This is a genomic window from Celeribacter naphthalenivorans, from assembly GCF_020524585.1.
Classification (GTDB): Bacteria; Pseudomonadota; Alphaproteobacteria; order Rhodobacterales; family Rhodobacteraceae; genus Celeribacter; species Celeribacter naphthalenivorans.
This window is the reverse complement of sequence record NZ_JAIVLK010000001.1, coordinates 44,244-59,602: the sequence shown is the minus strand read 5'-3', so window position 1 is coordinate 59,602 and position 15,359 is coordinate 44,244. Positions and strand designations below refer to the sequence as shown.

General features: G+C 60.2%; 15 protein-coding genes. 2 read left to right on the top strand and 13 right to left on the bottom strand.

Annotated features, from left to right (window positions below; translation table 11 throughout):
* Window positions 1-6: 6 nt before the first annotated feature.
* From LC094_RS00260 to LC094_RS00240, 5 genes are all read right to left on the bottom strand, one after another.
* Window positions 7-954, bottom strand: coding sequence for a PDR/VanB family oxidoreductase (locus LC094_RS00260; RefSeq protein WP_226548945.1), 948 nt, complete (start codon window positions 952-954; stop codon window positions 7-9).
* Window positions 951-1,544, bottom strand: coding sequence for a dimethylamine monooxygenase subunit DmmA family protein (locus tag LC094_RS00255; RefSeq protein WP_226548940.1), 594 nt, complete (start codon window positions 1,542-1,544; stop codon window positions 951-953). The genes LC094_RS00260 and LC094_RS00255 overlap by 4 nt, the downstream gene beginning before the upstream one ends.
* Before the next feature lie 80 nt (window positions 1,545-1,624).
* Window positions 1,625-2,758, bottom strand: coding sequence for an aminomethyltransferase family protein (locus LC094_RS00250; protein ID WP_226548937.1), 1,134 nt, complete (start codon window positions 2,756-2,758; stop codon window positions 1,625-1,627).
* A 114-nt stretch (window positions 2,759-2,872) separates the two neighbouring features.
* Window positions 2,873-3,049, bottom strand: a complete 177-nt coding sequence (locus LC094_RS00245; RefSeq protein WP_167599695.1) for a hypothetical protein — start codon at window positions 3,047-3,049, stop codon at window positions 2,873-2,875.
* 27 nt (window positions 3,050-3,076) lie between these two features.
* Window positions 3,077-4,456 carry an ammonium transporter gene (locus LC094_RS00240; RefSeq protein WP_226548934.1) on the bottom strand — a complete coding sequence of 460 codons (1,380 nt, stop codon included), beginning with the start codon at window positions 4,454-4,456 and terminating at the stop codon, window positions 3,077-3,079.
* Window positions 4,457-4,567: 111 nt separating this feature from the next.
* On the opposite strand from LC094_RS00240, the gene LC094_RS00235 reads away from it, so the two are divergent.
* Window positions 4,568-4,867, top strand: a complete 300-nt coding sequence (locus tag LC094_RS00235; RefSeq protein ID WP_226548931.1) for a hypothetical protein — start codon at window positions 4,568-4,570, stop codon at window positions 4,865-4,867.
* A 3-nt stretch (window positions 4,868-4,870) separates the two neighbouring features.
* On the opposite strand, the gene LC094_RS00230 is transcribed toward LC094_RS00235, so the two are convergent.
* From LC094_RS00230 to LC094_RS00200, 7 genes are all read right to left on the bottom strand, one after another.
* Window positions 4,871-5,578, bottom strand: coding sequence for a FadR/GntR family transcriptional regulator (locus LC094_RS00230; RefSeq protein WP_226548928.1), 708 nt, complete (start codon window positions 5,576-5,578; stop codon window positions 4,871-4,873).
* Window positions 5,579-5,903: 325 nt separating this feature from the next.
* Complete coding sequence (gene purU, locus LC094_RS00225) at window positions 5,904-6,788, bottom strand: formyltetrahydrofolate deformylase (RefSeq protein ID WP_226548924.1); 885 nt, start codon at window positions 6,786-6,788, stop codon at window positions 5,904-5,906.
* 103 nt (window positions 6,789-6,891) lie between these two features.
* Window positions 6,892-7,809, bottom strand: a complete 918-nt coding sequence (folD, locus tag LC094_RS00220) for a bifunctional methylenetetrahydrofolate dehydrogenase/methenyltetrahydrofolate cyclohydrolase FolD (protein ID WP_226548921.1) — start codon at window positions 7,807-7,809, stop codon at window positions 6,892-6,894.
* 14 nt (window positions 7,810-7,823) lie between these two features.
* Complete coding sequence (locus LC094_RS00215; RefSeq protein WP_226548918.1) at window positions 7,824-8,393, bottom strand: sarcosine oxidase subunit gamma; 570 nt, start codon at window positions 8,391-8,393, stop codon at window positions 7,824-7,826.
* On the bottom strand, window positions 8,386-11,346 hold the full coding sequence (locus LC094_RS00210; protein WP_226548915.1) for a sarcosine oxidase subunit alpha family protein: 2,961 nt from the start codon (window positions 11,344-11,346) through the stop codon (window positions 8,386-8,388). The genes LC094_RS00215 and LC094_RS00210 overlap by 8 nt, the downstream gene beginning before the upstream one ends.
* Window positions 11,343-11,621 (bottom strand): sarcosine oxidase subunit delta, encoded by a 279-nt coding sequence (locus LC094_RS00205; RefSeq protein WP_226548912.1) that lies wholly within the window; start codon window positions 11,619-11,621, stop codon window positions 11,343-11,345. Before LC094_RS00205 ends, LC094_RS00210 begins: the two co-directional genes overlap by 4 nt.
* 12 nt (window positions 11,622-11,633) lie before the next feature.
* Window positions 11,634-12,884 (bottom strand): sarcosine oxidase subunit beta family protein, encoded by a 1,251-nt coding sequence (locus LC094_RS00200; RefSeq protein WP_226548909.1) that lies wholly within the window; start codon window positions 12,882-12,884, stop codon window positions 11,634-11,636.
* A gap of 119 nt (window positions 12,885-13,003) precedes the next feature.
* On the opposite strand from LC094_RS00200, the gene LC094_RS00195 reads away from it, so the two are divergent.
* Window positions 13,004-13,951, top strand: coding sequence for a GlxA family transcriptional regulator (locus LC094_RS00195; protein ID WP_226548906.1), 948 nt, complete (start codon window positions 13,004-13,006; stop codon window positions 13,949-13,951).
* 60 nt (window positions 13,952-14,011) lie between these two features.
* Here the strand turns inward: LC094_RS00195 and glnT are convergent, their stop codons facing one another.
* Window positions 14,012-15,328 (bottom strand): type III glutamate--ammonia ligase, encoded by a 1,317-nt coding sequence (gene glnT / locus LC094_RS00190; RefSeq protein WP_226548904.1) that lies wholly within the window; start codon window positions 15,326-15,328, stop codon window positions 14,012-14,014.
* Window positions 15,329-15,359 lie beyond the last annotated feature (31 nt).

Here is a 15,359-nt window from a genome sequence, read left to right as displayed (position 1 = left end):
GTCTCCTCACAGGTCCAGTTCAAGCCGCGTGCCTTTGAAACGCGACATGCAGGGCATGATGTCTTGTTGTGCGGCGCGCTCGTCGTCCGAGAGCCAGTGGTCGTTGTGCAGGATGCGACCATCACAGGCCGTCACCTTGGTGTGGCACCGCCCACAGGCCCCGCCACGGCAGGAATAATCGATCTCCACCTTGGCGGCCTCCAAAGCCTCCAAAAGGCTCTGATCGGCTTTCACATGCACGGTCTTGCCGGAGGATTTCACCACCACATCAAAGGGTTCGCCCGGAGGCGGCGCAGTGAAGGCTTCGGAATGCACAGACGTTTTGGGCCAGCCCAACCGCGCGGTCTGATCGGCCACCGCCGAGATCAACCCGTCGGGGCCGCAGGTGTAAACATGCGTGCCCAAAGGCTGGCCATCGAGAATGGCGCCAAGGTCCATGCGCGCGCCTTCTTCCGAGATATGCACATGGATATGCGCGGCCTGCGGCAAAAGCCTGATCCCGGCGGCCTCTTCGCGTGAGCGGGCGGCGTAATGCAGCTCGTAGGGCTTCTGCTCCATATCAAGCTGGCGCAGTTGCGACAGGAACGGCGTGATGCCGATGCCGCCGCCGATCAACACGTGCTTGCGGGCGCGCAGATCAAGCTGGAACAGGTTTGAGGGGACGGAGACGGTGATCTCATCGCCCTCCGCGACCTTGGTGTGCATGTAGAGCGAGCCCCCCCGCCCCTTATCTTCGCGACGCACGGCGATCTCATAGCCACTGCCGTCATAAGGATCGGAGATCAGCGAATAGGAATTGCGGCGGATCATGTCGCCTTCTGGCATTTCGACCGTAAGGTGCGCACCGCCGGAGAAGACAGGCAAAGAGGCCCCTGTCGGGTCCTCGAAGCGAAAGCGTTTCACCAAGGGCGAGAGTTGTTCAACCGCAGCGACTTTCAAACAGAGTTTTTTCATGCCTGAATCTCCACGACCTCGGGCACGACGCCCGGAGTTTCCGCATCGACACAGACGCCTTGGAACACGCCCAAGCGGCGCGAAAAATGATCGCGCACGAAAAGCGTCAGCCCGCAATGGGCGCAGGTAAAGGGATCGGTGGTGACATCCTCGGTGATGCCCTTGCAATGCACGCATTGCATCCGCCGCGCGATGGAACCGCGATGTTCCATCTGAATCTCGTCGACCGGCATCCCGGCCGCAAAAGCCAGCGCAGAGACATGGCCGATCAGCCCTTCGGAGCCTGCGAGATAGATTTGCGTGCCCATCCGCGCCGTGTTCAAAAGCTGGGTCACCAGCGGCGTTGCGGCGTCGAAATCGGGGGCCTCATGCAGGGCGGTGGGTGTAACATCGCCGAGAGCGCTCGCGCCACAACCGACCAGCACCACATGGGCGTGATCCATGACGGAGGCATCAGAGGCGGCCAGATCGGAGAGCGCCTGAGCGCCCGCCTCATCCGCAACCATGATCGCGGGGGCGGCACCTTGCGAGACAAGCCCGGCGTAGGTCGGCCGGCTGTCGATGGACGGGGAAAATTCAGTCTTGGGCATTACGGGTCCTGTTGGTCTCAGGAGGCGGGCACGGGATTGCGCCCGCCTCGTAAGTATTTGTTATTATTTATACTTGAAGCTTAGCCCTTAGCGGTGCGGCGTTTCTTATCGACGTCGTAGAAGGGCATCGGATGGGCGATGGCCTTGATCTCGCCGTCCGGGTTCTTGACCGTCAGCTCGGTGCCTTCGACGGCGCAATCGACCGGCATCCGCGCGATGCCAACGTTGTGCTCATTGAGGGGCGAGTACATGCCGATGGTCACGACGCCCACCTCTTTGCCGTCCTTCAGCAAAGGCGCACCTTCTGCGGCGGGCGTGGTGCCCTCGAGCTTCACACCGTAGATTTTGAAGCGCTCCTTGCCCTTCAAACGGTAATGTTCCTCGGCACCGCGGAAGCCGGTTTTGCCCGGCGAGACGGTGAACTCGAGACCCAGCTCCCACAGCGTGTCGCCGTTGGCCTCATCCTCGAACGGGTACATTTCCGAGTTGTCATAGGGGAAGAACAACAGATAGCTCTCCGCCCGCAGCCAATCGAGCGTGGTGAAGCGCGTCGGGATGATGCCCATCTCCTTGCCCTCGGCCACGATCGTGTCCCAGATCTCGACGGCGTCTTGGCGGCGGCAGAAAATCTCATAGCCGCGCTCGCCGGTGTAGCCCGTGCGGGAAATCATCACCGGTTTGCCGAAGAGCGTCGTTTGGATGTGGCTGAAATAAACCACATCGCGGATGCCCGGCACGTGTTTTTCGAGGTAATCGACGGCCAGCGGCCCTTGCAGCGAAATGTCATGCAGATCGTCATCGAACAGCACCGCGACATTGCGCCCGGCGGCGTATTTCGTCAGTTGCTCATGCCCCGCGCCGGAACCATGCACGACCATGAAATTCTGCGGCCCGAGGCGGTAGATCACACAGTCATCGACGAATTTGCCGGCATCATTGAGCATGGTGGCATAGGTCGAGCGACCGGGTTTCAGTTTTTCGATATTGCGGGTCGTGGCCTTGTCGATCACGTATTGGGCGTGAGGGCCCACAACGTAAACCTTCTTGAGGCCCGAGACATCCATGACGCCCGCCTTGGTGCGGATCGCCAGATATTCCTCCGTCTGATCCTTGTCATAGCTCCAGGCGGTGCCCATGCCGCTCCAGTCTTCGAGATCGGAGCCAAGGGCGCGGTGCCGGTCCGCCAGTGCGGAAAATCTCCATGATGCGATCATTGTTTTTATCCTTAGGGTCGTCGTTTCAATTTCTTGTTTTGAGAACCGGCGACGGGGCGCGCCGCCGGTTCGGGGACAGGGCGTGAAACCCTATTCTTTGAGATCAGACTGTTGTCAGTTCTTCTTCTCAGTCGCCTTGTAGGCGTGCTCTTCGTGGCGCCAACCGAACACGATCGCGATCACGACCATGGCGAGGCAGGCGAGGAGCCAGAGACCTTCGACGGAGCCGTAGCCAGCGTAGATGGCGCCCGTGATGCCGTCCCAGGAGGTTGCGTCAAATGGTGCTTCCATTGGATTGTCCTTTCAGATGTCTGGGGATCACTCAGCCGGGCTGACCGACGGGTGAAGCGATTCAGGGTAGGCTTCGGCAGGCACTTTGACCTTGTCGAGCCCCATGATCTCGGCCTCTTCCGGCACACGAAGCTGGCCCGTGACCTTGAGGATGAAGGAGACGACATAGCCCGGAACAAAGCCCATGAGCCCCATCACGACCGCACCCACCAGCTGACCGATGAAGGAGGTTTCGATGACGTCTTCACCAAAGAGCGCCGGGTAGCCTTGGGCCGCGATACCGACCGCGATCAGACCCCACATGCCGAGGAAGCCGTGCACCGCAAAGGCGCCAACCGCATCGTCGATGCCGCGTTTCTCGATGAAGGTGGCGACAAAGGGCATCATGCAGGCGCCGATGAAACCGATGGCGAAGGCCATGGGCGGATACCAGAGGTCGAGACCCGCCGCAGAAGAGATGATCCCGCCCAGAGCGCCGGACATCATCCAGAACGGATCGCGCGTGACCATCCAGGCCCCGATGATACCGCCCGCAAAGGCCATCAGCGTGTTGAAGGTCATGCCGGAGATCGTCATCGGCGTGCCGTAGATCGTCGCCTCAATCTCAGTGCCCCAGGACCAGGCTTCGCCCGGAACGATGACACAGCCCATGAGGAAACCCCAGAACCCGGCGATGATCAGCATCAGACCAATGAGCGTCATCGGCATCGAGTGGCCCGGAATGTGATTGGCGGTGCCATCGGCGTTGAACTTACCGACCCGCGGCCCGAGGTTGATCAGAACACCCAGCGTGAAGAAGCCAGCGATCATGTGCACGACACCTGCGGCGCCGAAGTCATGATAGCCGAATTTGGTCACAAGCCAGCCGTCTGCATGCCAGCCCCAAGCGCCCGCCAGGATCCAGACGAAAGCGCCCAAAACGATGGCGAGGACGACAAAACCCGTCAGTTTGATCCGTTCGATCACACCGCCGGACATGATGGAGGCGGTGGTGGCGGCAAAGAGCACGAACGCACCCCAGAACACACCAGAAGAGCGGTCATCAAGGTTTGGCCCCATGTATTGGCTCCACGGCAGAGCGACCTCGTTGGCATAGGCCAAACCGGAGATGCCCATGGCGCCTTCGGAGAGCGTCAGACCTGTCGGGAAGGCCCAGTAGATCCACCAACCGATGAAGTAGAAGAAGGGCACGATCATCGCGAAGGCGAGGATGTTCTTGATGCCCGAGGCCAGCGCGTTTTTCGACCGCGATGCGCCCATTTCATATGCGAGGAACCCGGCATGGATCAGCACCATGAGCGGGATCGTCAGATAGTAGAATGTCTCGGAAAACGTGCCGTTTGTCGCGGCGTGGTTTCCCTGTAGCTCCGCAACCGCGGCAGCCAAGGATGCAAGATCCTGTTCCAAGTCGTTCTCCCTGTCCAGTGAACGTGACCTAATCTCAAGCCAGCTTCGGTCCGATTTTTGGTTTGGACCAATTGTGCGAACTGGCTCACTCAGTGACTTCCATGAGGAAGAATGGATCACCACCGGTCAAACTTTTTTCCTGTCAGGAATTTATTTTCACCAGAGGTGCGCTGCTTTTTAGGTCAAACGACCATCTCAACAGGTCGGAGTGATGAATTTATGGGCGCAAGGAGAACCCAACCAAGCCTGATTGAGCGACCGGCAATCGATACCTGTCCGGAAAAACGCCGCAGAAAAGGGCAAGGAGAGGGGAAACACGCGAGAGATTCGCAGTTTTGCGGTGCAAATGTCGCAAAAATCACAGGCCAACTGCGCGCCAATATTGGCCCAACCAATTTTAGCCAGTGTTGAGGATCAATCTTCCTGAAGCAAAAGCCGCTGATCCTCGATCAGGGCAAGCTTCATGAATTCCGACGCCTCTTCGATGTCACGCGCGGCGATCGCGTTGAAGAGGCCGTTGTAGCCGCGCTGGTAAATCTCGATCCGCGCCGGCGTCAGGTGACGGCGGTACATCGCGGCCCGAAAGGACTGCCGCCGCGCATCGATCACGAGGTTATAGCAGGCGATTAAAAGCGGGTTTCCGGTGCCCTCGGCGATCAAACGGTGGAACTCTTCTTCGAGCGCGACAAAAGCGGTGGCGTCGGCCTGCACCGCCTCCATTTTCGAGAGCACGACAGAGAGCGCCTCGATCTGTTTCGGCGACATGTTGACGATGGCCAGTCGCACCATTTCGGGCTCAAGGATGCCGCGCATCACCTGCAATTGCAGCGGCCCGGTCTCATGCGCCACGGGCGACAGCGCCTCGCTCGCGCCATCGGGATTATATGTCACGAAAGACCCCGACCCCGCCCGGCGCCGGATCATGCCACGGGTCTCCAACTGGTCCAACGCCTCGCGGACCGTGTTGCGCGCCACCCCCAGCTCTTGCGCCAATTGCCGCTCGGAGGGCAGCCGCTCTTCGGTGGCATATTCGCGCGTCACAATCCGCGTCGAGAGCGTCTCGATCACGTATTTCACGGTGGCACCGGGCAGAGAGGCGTGGGGCAGAGAGGAATTCGGCAACGGATCAGTCCTTTGAAATCACCGCCTATTAGACCAATTTTTCGGAATTGGTCCAGAGGGTGGCAGGCGATGTATGGGACTGAATGCGAAAGAGGCGCGGAATTTCGCGCCTCTTTGGGTGGGTTTTTGATTGCTTAGACAAACGTCTTTACCCGGCGCCCGCAGGTTTGCGGGCGCGTTCGAACCTCACAATGCTCCACTGGAGCCTTGTGCCGCGGCAAGGCCGCGACCGGTTCTCACCCCAGCCCTCGCAGGCGTGCTCGGGCGTTCGGCGCTTCCATCGCTCCACTGGAGCGATGGATCGACCCTGCGGGTCGACCGCGCCTCACCCCATTCTCTCACTCGAATAAGACCCCGGAGACGCCTGGAACACCACGGTTTTGTTGCCGTTCAGGAACACGCGGTGGTTGGCATGGGCGTGGATCGCACGGGCCAGCACTTGGCTTTCCACGTCACGGCCCAACGACACGTAATCTTCGGCGCTTTGGGCGTGGGTGATGCGGACGATGTCCTGCTCGATGATCGGACCTTCGTCGAGATCGGCGGTCACATAGTGCGAGGTCGCCCCAATCAGCTTCACGCCGCGCGCGTAGGCCTGCTTGTAGGGGTTCGCGCCTTTGAACGACGGCAGGAAGGAGTGGTGGATGTTGATGATCCGACCCGACATCTTGGTGCACATTTCATCCGACAGAATCTGCATGTAGCGTGCCAAAACGATCAGCTCGGCATCGGCATCTTCGACCACTTTCATGATCGCGCGCTCGGCCTCGGGCTTGTTCTCTTTGGTCACTTTGATGCAGTGGAACGGAATGTCGTTGTTCACCACAACCTTTTGATAATCCATGTGATTTGAGATCACCGCCACGATTTCCACCGGCAACGCGCCGATATGAACACGGTAGAGCAAATCGTTCAGACAGTGACCGAAACGGCTCACCATGATCACGACTTTCATCTTCACGGCCTCGTCGTGGAAGGAGAATGTCATGCCGAAGTCTTCCGCGATCGCGGCAAAGGCCTCTTCGAGTGCTGCAAGCTTCACGCCCTCTTCCGAGGCAAAGCTCACGCGCATGAAAAACTGACCCGTTTCGGTGTCGTCAAACTGCGAGCTGTCGGTGATGTTACAGCCGTTGTCGGCAAGGAAAGTGGCAATGGCGGCGACGATCCCACGTTTGGTCTCGCAGGCCACGGTCAGGCAAAATTTCGTCATGTCTTGTCTCCAGATGGGAGCGCTCCCCTGTGTGCGCCGCCCCGATGTTGGTGTGTATTTTGTGTTTTTTATCGTTGTTTTAACTTTGGTCCCACAGGCCCACTCAGGCCGTCAGCCCCTCGGGCTCGGGAAGATCATTGGCGCGGCAGGCGGCCGTCACGGTGTTCGCCAAAAGGCAGGCGATGGTCATCGGACCGACGCCGCCCGGCACTGGCGTGATGGCACCCGCCACTTCGACCGCCGTGTCGAAATCGACATCGCCCACGAGTTTCGTTTTCACGGAACCATCTTCGCGCAGGCCTTTTTCGGGCGCATCCACACGGTTGATGCCCACGTCGATCACGGTCGCGCCGGGTTTGACCCAATCGCCTTTGATCATCTCCGGGCGGCCGACGGCGGCCACAAGAATGTCAGCACGGCGACAGACCTCTTCGATGTCTTTCGTGCGCGAATGCGCGATGGTCACGGTGCAGCTGTCGCGCAGCAGCAATTGCGCCATCGGTTTGCCGACAATATTGGAGCGCCCGACGACCACAGCATTGAGCCCGGAGAGGCTGCCGAGCTGATCGCGCAGCATCATGAGACAGCCCAAGGGCGTGCAGGGCACCATGCTCTTTTGACCGGTCCCCAAAAGACCCACGTTGGAAATATGGAACCCGTCCACATCCTTCGCCGGATCGATGGAGTTGATCACCAGATCGCTGTCGAGATGGTCGGGCAAGGGCAGTTGCACGAGGATGCCATGCACCAATGGGTCGGCGTTCAATTGTTCGATAAGTGCAAGAAGATCGGCCTCAGACGTCTTTTCCGACAGCTTATGCTCGTAAGAGTTCATGCCGCACTCGATGGTCTGTTTGCCCTTGTTGCGCACATAGACCTGGCTCGCGGGGTCTTCGCCAACCAGAACCACGGCGAGACCGGGCGTGATGCCATGCACCTCCTTGAGGCGCGCCACATGGGAGGCGACTTTCTCGCGCACCGTGGCCGCGAAGGCCTTTCCATCAATGATCTGTGCAGTCATGTTCTTTCTCCAACTCAGTCTTCGAGGCGGCGCGCAGCGACGGCCAAAGCATGCCACAGCGATCCCGCCAAAGTGCGCATCCCGATCACGGCCAGCCGGTCATCGGCGCGGCGGATCAGAAAGACGGTCATATGTTCCAGCCCCGTGCGCGTCGCCTGCCCCGGCCCGAAGGCTTTCGGGTCGATGTTGACAAGTTTGCGCATCAAGGCCTCAATCGGTGCCGCCCCTTGCGAGGAGGCAATTTCAAAGGCGGTGAACCCGTCGGTCTGCTCCGTCAAAGAACACTCCGGCGCCTCGGATTTCAACATGGCGGCGAAGTTCACCTCCGCCTTGCCGGTCGCCTCCACCATCCACTGATCGCGGCCGGTCCAGAAGGCGGCATAATCGCCCATGGAGACGGCTGTGCCTACACCCGGCAGCGGCAGACCAAAAGGCTGCGGCGCGCTTTGCCCCTTGCGGAGCGCCAGAGAGGCCAAGCCCAGACCTGCGTTCTCCGTGACAGTCAGCGCGCCAAAGCTTTCAGCGCGTGCGGCTGTTGCGCCCAGAGCAGTGATGGGGGTCAAATCAGTCACATGATCAAGCACGGAGACGTCCTCCTTCGGGATCAACGAAATGGGCAGAGACCACTTCAAGTTTCACAGTCTGGCCTTCGACCGGGTTGGCCGCCACGATGATCTCGCCCATCCGTGTATCGCCATTCTCCAAAAAGCCAAGCGCGATGTAGCCATTCAGGTGCGGCGAGTAGCAAGACGATGTCAGCCAGCCTTGGTCTGTGCTCATATCCTGCACTGTGCCGTCTGTGAAGAGATGCGAGCCGGCCATGGCCTGTTTTTGCGGCTCGACGGATTTGAAGCCCACGAGACGCCGTTTCTCCGCCGCCATGCCTTCGCGCCGCGACATCACCGCGCCAATGCTGTCTTTCTTGGCGGAGACCATCTTGCCCAGCCCCAGCATCTGCGCTGTGGTCTGACCGTTGAGTTCCGCGCCCGCTGCGTGACCTTTTTCGATGCGGAGGACCGAAAGTGCTTCGGTGCCGTAAGGCGTGGCGCCGAGGTCGGCCCCCTGCTCCATCAAGCGTTGCATCAAAGCATCGCCGTAACGCGCCGGCACCGCGATTTCATAGGCCAATTCGCCGGAAAACGAGATGCGGAACAGACGTGCGCGCAGACCGTTGCAGATCGTCAGCTCAGAGCAGGCCATGAAGGGGAAGGCCTCATTCGACAGGTCAAACTCATCGACGATCCGGGAGAGCAACTCACGCGATTTCGGCCCCGCCACGGCGATTTGCGCCCAGGCGTCGGTGGTGGAAATCAGCTGCACATCCAGCTCGGGCCAGAGGCATTGATGCGCGAATTCCATCTGGCGATAGACCAGCCCCGCATTGGCGGTCGTCGTCGTGACCACATAGTGATCTTCGCTCATCCGCGCGCAGGTGCCGTCATCATAAGCGTGCCCATCTTCGCGCAGCATCAGACCGTAACGCACCATGCCGACCTTCAATGTGCCCATCATGTTGGAATACATGCGGTTCAAAAATTCGCCCGCATCGGCGCCCTGCACATCGACCTTGCCGAGCGTGGTGACATCACAAAGACCCACGCCGGAGCGCACGGCAAGAACCTCGCGGTCCACGGTCTCGCGCCATGTCGTCTCGCCCGCACGCGGGAAATATTGCGCCCGCATCCACGGTCCAACCTCGACAAACTCTGCCCCCTGCGCCTCCGCCCAAGCGTGCGTCGGCGTCAGGCGACGCGGACGGAACAAAGGCCCGGTGTCGCCCCCGCCCAAGACACCCAGCGAGACGCCGGTGTAGGGCGGACGGAAAATCGTCGTGCCGGTTTCGGGGATCGACTTGCCGGTCAGTTCGGCCATGACGGCCAGCGCGGAAATGTTCGAGGTCTTGCCCTGATCGGTCGCCATACCCAGCGTGGTCCAGCGTTTCAAATGCTCGACCGGCGTCATATTTTCCTTATGCGCCAAGGCGATATCTTTGACGGTCACGTCGTTCTGGAAATCCACCCATGCCCTTTTTTTCGTGGCACGTTTGGTGCCCGGCACATGCCAAAACGCAACCTGTTCAGAGGGCATATTCTCGGCCTTCGGCAACACAATCTCTGAGGCCGTGATCCCAATCTCGGAAAGCGTCGTGATCGCGGCTGTCATACCGTCGGTCAAAGCCTCTTCGGTGCCGCCCTTACCCGCCGCAGCCCCAGCCGGGATCAGCCCCGCCGGACCATTCGGCCCCGGCACAAAGGCCAGAAGGTTGTCGTCCCAGACCGGACGCCCGCGATGATGCGAGGCCAGATGCACGTTCGGGTTCCACCCGCCCGCCACGCCAAGCGCGCCGACACTGTGCCACTGCGACTGGCCATTGCGGGTGATCTCGATCGCGGTGAGGCCCAGACGACCCTTCGTCCCTGTCACGATCGATCCAGCGAAGACCTCATAATCGCCAAAGCGCGGCGCGGCTTCGCGGGCGTCAATCACGCCCAAAACCTTCGCGCCTTTCGCGATCAGATCCATCGCGGTGCGGTGACCATCATCGCCATTGGTGAAAATCGCAATCGCATCGCTGTCGCGCTTCACCGGGCTTGCGGCCCAGCGGTTGGCATAGGCCCGCATCGCCCCCGCCAGCATCACGCCCGGACGGTCGTTGTCGGCAAAGGGCATATGCCGTTCGGTCGCCCCCGCCGCCAGAACCGCGCGTTTCGCGGTGATCCGCCAGAGCGTCTGACGCACCTTGTCGCCCGGCACCGCGAGGTGATCCGACACGCGTTCAACCGCTCCGTAGATGCCGTGATCATAGACGCCGAACACCGTGGTGCGGGTCATGATGCGAACATTCGGCAGGCTCTCCAACTCGGCTTTCACGCTGGCGATCCAATCGGTCGCGGCAGCCTCGTTCAAAAGATCGCTCTCCATCGTGAGGCGCCCGCCAAGGGCGAAATCTTCATCGGCCACGACGACCTCAGCACCCGCGCGCCCCGCCGTCAAAGCGGCGGCCAGACCGGCAGCCCCGCCGCCCACGACCAGAAGATCGCAATGCAGGAAGCCTTTGTCGTAATCATCCGGGTCGGGCAGCATCGAAAGCGATCCAAGCCCCGCCGCCTTGCGGATCATCGGCTCGTAAAGCTTTTCCCAAAACACCTTCGGCCACATGAAGGTCTTGTAATAGAACCCCGCCGCGAAGAAGGGCGACAGGAGGTCATTCACCGCCATAAAGTCACGTTCCAGCGGCCCGACATGGTTCTGAGTCCGCGCGATCAGCCCGTCGAAAAGTTCGGTCACGGTCGCCCGCGTGTTGGGCTCTTGGCGCGCGCCGGTGCGCAGTTCAACCATGGCGTTGGGCTCTTCGGAGCCTGCCGCAAAGACGCCGCGCGGACGGTGGTATTTGAAACTCCGGCCCATGAGTTGAACGCCATTGGCCAAGAGAGCCGAGGCCAGCGTATCGCCTTGGAAACCTTTGTAAGTCTTGCCGTTAAACGTAAAATTCAGCGGCGCATTGCGGTCAATGAGACCACCGGTCAAACGGGTCATTTCGCCGCTCCTTTCACGTCTAAGGCCAATTCAGCGCCGAGGATTTCATGCGTGGTGGTGTCGCGGGTGACGACCAGCCAGCTCCGGTCGCCCTGTTCGTGGAACCACAGCTCACGGTGCACGCCCGCCGGGTTGTCGCGCAGAAAAACGTAGTCGCAGAATTGAGCTTCGGCATTTTCCGCAGAGGCATCAGGCCGCTGCATCAGAGAGGCGTCGCCCAGATAGGTGAACTCCTGACTGTCGCGCAGGCCGAGAAGTGGGTGAGGGATCAACATGTTACGCGCTCCTCAATGCAGGTTCGGTTGGGCGCCAACGCCCTTTTCGTCGATGACATAGCCGCGGTTGAACCGGTCGAACCGGAAGGCCGTCGCGGTCTCATGCGGGGTATCGGTCGCGAGCAAATGGGCGAAGGTGTAGCCCGCCGCCGGCGTCGCTTTGAACCCGCCGTAGTTCCAGGCGCCGTTGAAATAGAGGCCGTCTATGCCGGTTTTGTCGATGATCGGCGAGCCGTCCATCGACATGTCGACAAGCCCGCCCCAGGCACGCAACAGACGCGCACGACCGATCATCGGCATCAAAGCCATACCGCCTTCGAGCACATCCTCGACCACTGGAAGATTGCCGCGCTGCGCATAGGAATTATAGCCGTCGATGTCGCCACCAAAGACCAAACCGCCCTTGTCGGATTGGCTGACATAGAAATGCCCGGCGCCAAAGGTGATCACACCCGGAATGGTCGGCTTGAGCCCTTCGGAGACAAAGGCCTGCAACGCGTGGCTTTCGATCGGCAGGCGCATCCCTGCCTTTTCCATCACTCGGCCAGACGAGCCCGCAACCGAGACACCGACCTTTTTCGCACCGATAAAGCCGCGCGAGGTCTCGACGCCCAACACCTTGCCGTTCTCGATTTTGAAGCCGGTGACTTCGCAATTCTGGATGATGTCGACGCCGCGCTGATCGGCACCACGGGCATAGCCCCAGACGACACCATCGTGGCGCGCCGTGCCCGCGCGGCTCTGCATCAAGCCGCCCTTGATCGGGAAGCGCGCATTGTCGAAATTCAAAAACGGCACCATGCGTTTGATGTCGTCGCGGGACAAAAGTTTTGCCCCCGCATCCGAGAGCATCATCGCATTGCCGCGCCGACGATAGGCGTCGCGCTGGCCGTCCGAGTGGATCAGGTTGATGATCGAACGCTGCGAGACCATCGAGTTGAAATTCGTGTCCTGCTCGAGATTTTCCCAGAGTTTCATCGAGAACTCATAGAACGGCTGGTTGCCCGGCAGCAGGTAGTTGGAGCGGATGATCGTCGTGTTGCGGCCCGCGTTGCCGGACCCGATCCAACCCTTTTCCAGCACCGCAATGCTCAGCTCGCCATAGACCTTGGCGAGGTAATAGGCCGTCGCCAGCCCGTGTCCGCCGCCGCCCACGATCACGATGTCATAGGCCGGTTTCGGCTCCGGGTTACGCCAGAGTTGCGTCCAGCCCTTGTGCCCGGTCAGGGCCTCTTTCACGACTTTGAAACCTGAAAATTTCATAGATGCGCTCCTTCGTCACAACACTGTTTTAGCGGTGATTTTGGGGCTGTTCTTCCTGTTTCAAGTCATTTATTTATATATTCAAGACGAAATTTCCAAAAAACTGACAAGGGTCGCAAATGCGGAGAATCGCCTTTCTTTTGCTCGACGGATATGCGCTTTTGTCGACGGCCTCGGCGCTTGAACCTTTGCGCGCAGCGAACCTGTTTTCGCCCACGTTGAACTATGACATCACGCTCCTCTCGGGCACCGGAGCAGAGGCGAAATCCTCCGTCGGCGCCACGTTTCAGACCCGGCCTTTCCAAGACGTTTTCCCGCTTTTCGACCTGTTGTTCGTCGTCGCCGGAGGCAGCCCCGCACGGATCACCGACCCCGCGCTGTTCAAGTGGTTGCGGCAGGCGGACAGGAACGGCGTGGCGCTTGGCGGCATCTCCGGCGGCGCGGTGATATTGGCAAAAGCGGGCCTGTTGGAGAACCGCCGGTTTACCGTTCACTGGCACCATTACGATGACTTCGACGAACTGCCCGGCGACTGGCTTTTGGAGCGCAAACTCTTTGTCATCGACCGGGATCGCTACACCTGCGCGGGGGGCTCGGCGCCTCTCGACATGATGCATGCGATCATCGCGCGCGACCACGGTACGGGGTTCGCCGGACGCATTTCGGACTGGTTCATTCAGGCCGAAGTTCGGGGAGCGGAAGCGCCGCAGCGCCGGTCTTTGTCCGCCCTTTACGGTGTGTTGCCGGACGCGGTCATGGCCGCTTTGGAGCTGATGCAATCGCATATCGCCGACCCTTTGGATCAGGACCAATTGGCCGATCTCTCCGGCCTCTCCACCCGTCAATTGCAACGCCAGTTCCGCGAAAACACGGGCCGATCCGTGATGGAGGAATATCGTCGTATCCGTTTGGAAACAGGGAAAGATTTGATTGAAACGACGCGTATCCCCCTGGCCGAAATTGCCCAAATGACAGGTTTCTCGTCACAGGCGCATTTCTCTGATGCTTTCCGCAAATCCTACGGTATGGCGCCCTCGCAACTGCGCAAAAAAGAAGGCCCGACATAAGCCGGGCCTTTCAGGGAACAGCGGTGGCGATGAGGGCCGCCGCTCAGGGATATTTCGGGCTCAGATGTCGAGCGTGTTGTCTTTTTCCCAGCGCGAGAAATGCGACACGAAGGTGTTCCATTCCTGATGCTTCATCTTGATGTAAGACGCGGAGAAATCATTGCCGAGCATGGCTTTCAACTCCGGATCGGCATCATAGGCGCGGATCGCATCCAGCATGTTGAGCGGCAGTTTCGGCGCGCCTTCGATCTTGTGACCTTCGGCATACATGTCGATGTCATAGCGCGGACCGGGGTTGGCCTTGGAGCGGATGCCCGAAAGACCAGCGGCGATGATCACGGCTTGCAACAGATAGGGGTTCACCGCCCCGTCCGGCAGGCGCAGCTCGAAGCGGCCCGGACCCGGAACGCGGACCATGTGGGTGCGGTTGTTGCCGGTCCAGGTGACGGTGTTGGGTGCCCAGGTCGCACCCGACATGGTGCGCGGCGCGTTGATGCGTTTGTAGGAGTTCACCGTCGGGTTGGTGATCGCAGCCAAGGCTTCGGCGTGCTTCATGATCCCGCCGAGGAAGTAACCGCCCTGCTCCGAGAGGCCCACTTCGCCGATCTGCCCCCCGGCATCGCCCGCAAAGGCGTTGGTCTTACCCTCGAGATCCCAGACCGAGATATGCGCGTGACAGCCGTTGCCGGTCAGGCCCTCGATCGGTTTCGGCATGAAGGTGGCGCGGAAACCGTGCTGTTCAGCGACGGATTTCACCATAAATTTGAAGAAGCTGTGGCGATCAGCGGTGAGCAGGGCGTCATCGAAATCCCAGTTCATTTCGAACTGGCCATTGGCGTCCTCGTGGTCGTTCTGATACGGCCCCCAGCCAAGTTCCAGCATGTAATCACAGATTTGCGCGATCACATCATAGCGGCGCATCACGGCCTGTTGGTCGTAACAGGGCTTGTCCGCCGTATCGAAGGGGTCGGAGATTTGATCGCCCTCCGGCGTCAAAAGGAAGAATTCCGCTTCGATCCCGGTCTTGACGCGCAGACCTTCTTCGGCGGCTTCTTTCACGAGTTTCTTCAACACGTTGCGCGGCGCTTGTTCGACCGGCTCACCTTCCATCACGCAGTCGGCGGGCACCCAGGCCACTTCGGGTTTCCAAGGCAGTTGGATGGCGGCGTCCGCATCCGGCACGGCCAGCATATCGGGGTGCGCCGGCGTCAGGTCGAGCCAGGTTGCGAACCCCGCGAAGCCCGCGCCGTCTTCCTCCATATCCGCGATCGCTTGGGCCGGAACCAGTTTGGCGCGCTGGCCTCCGAAGAGATCGGTGTAGGAGATCATGAAATATTTGACGCCTTTTTCCTCGGCGAATTTGGCAAGTTTGCTCATTTTCAATTCCCTGTTGGTGAATGAGGGGCCA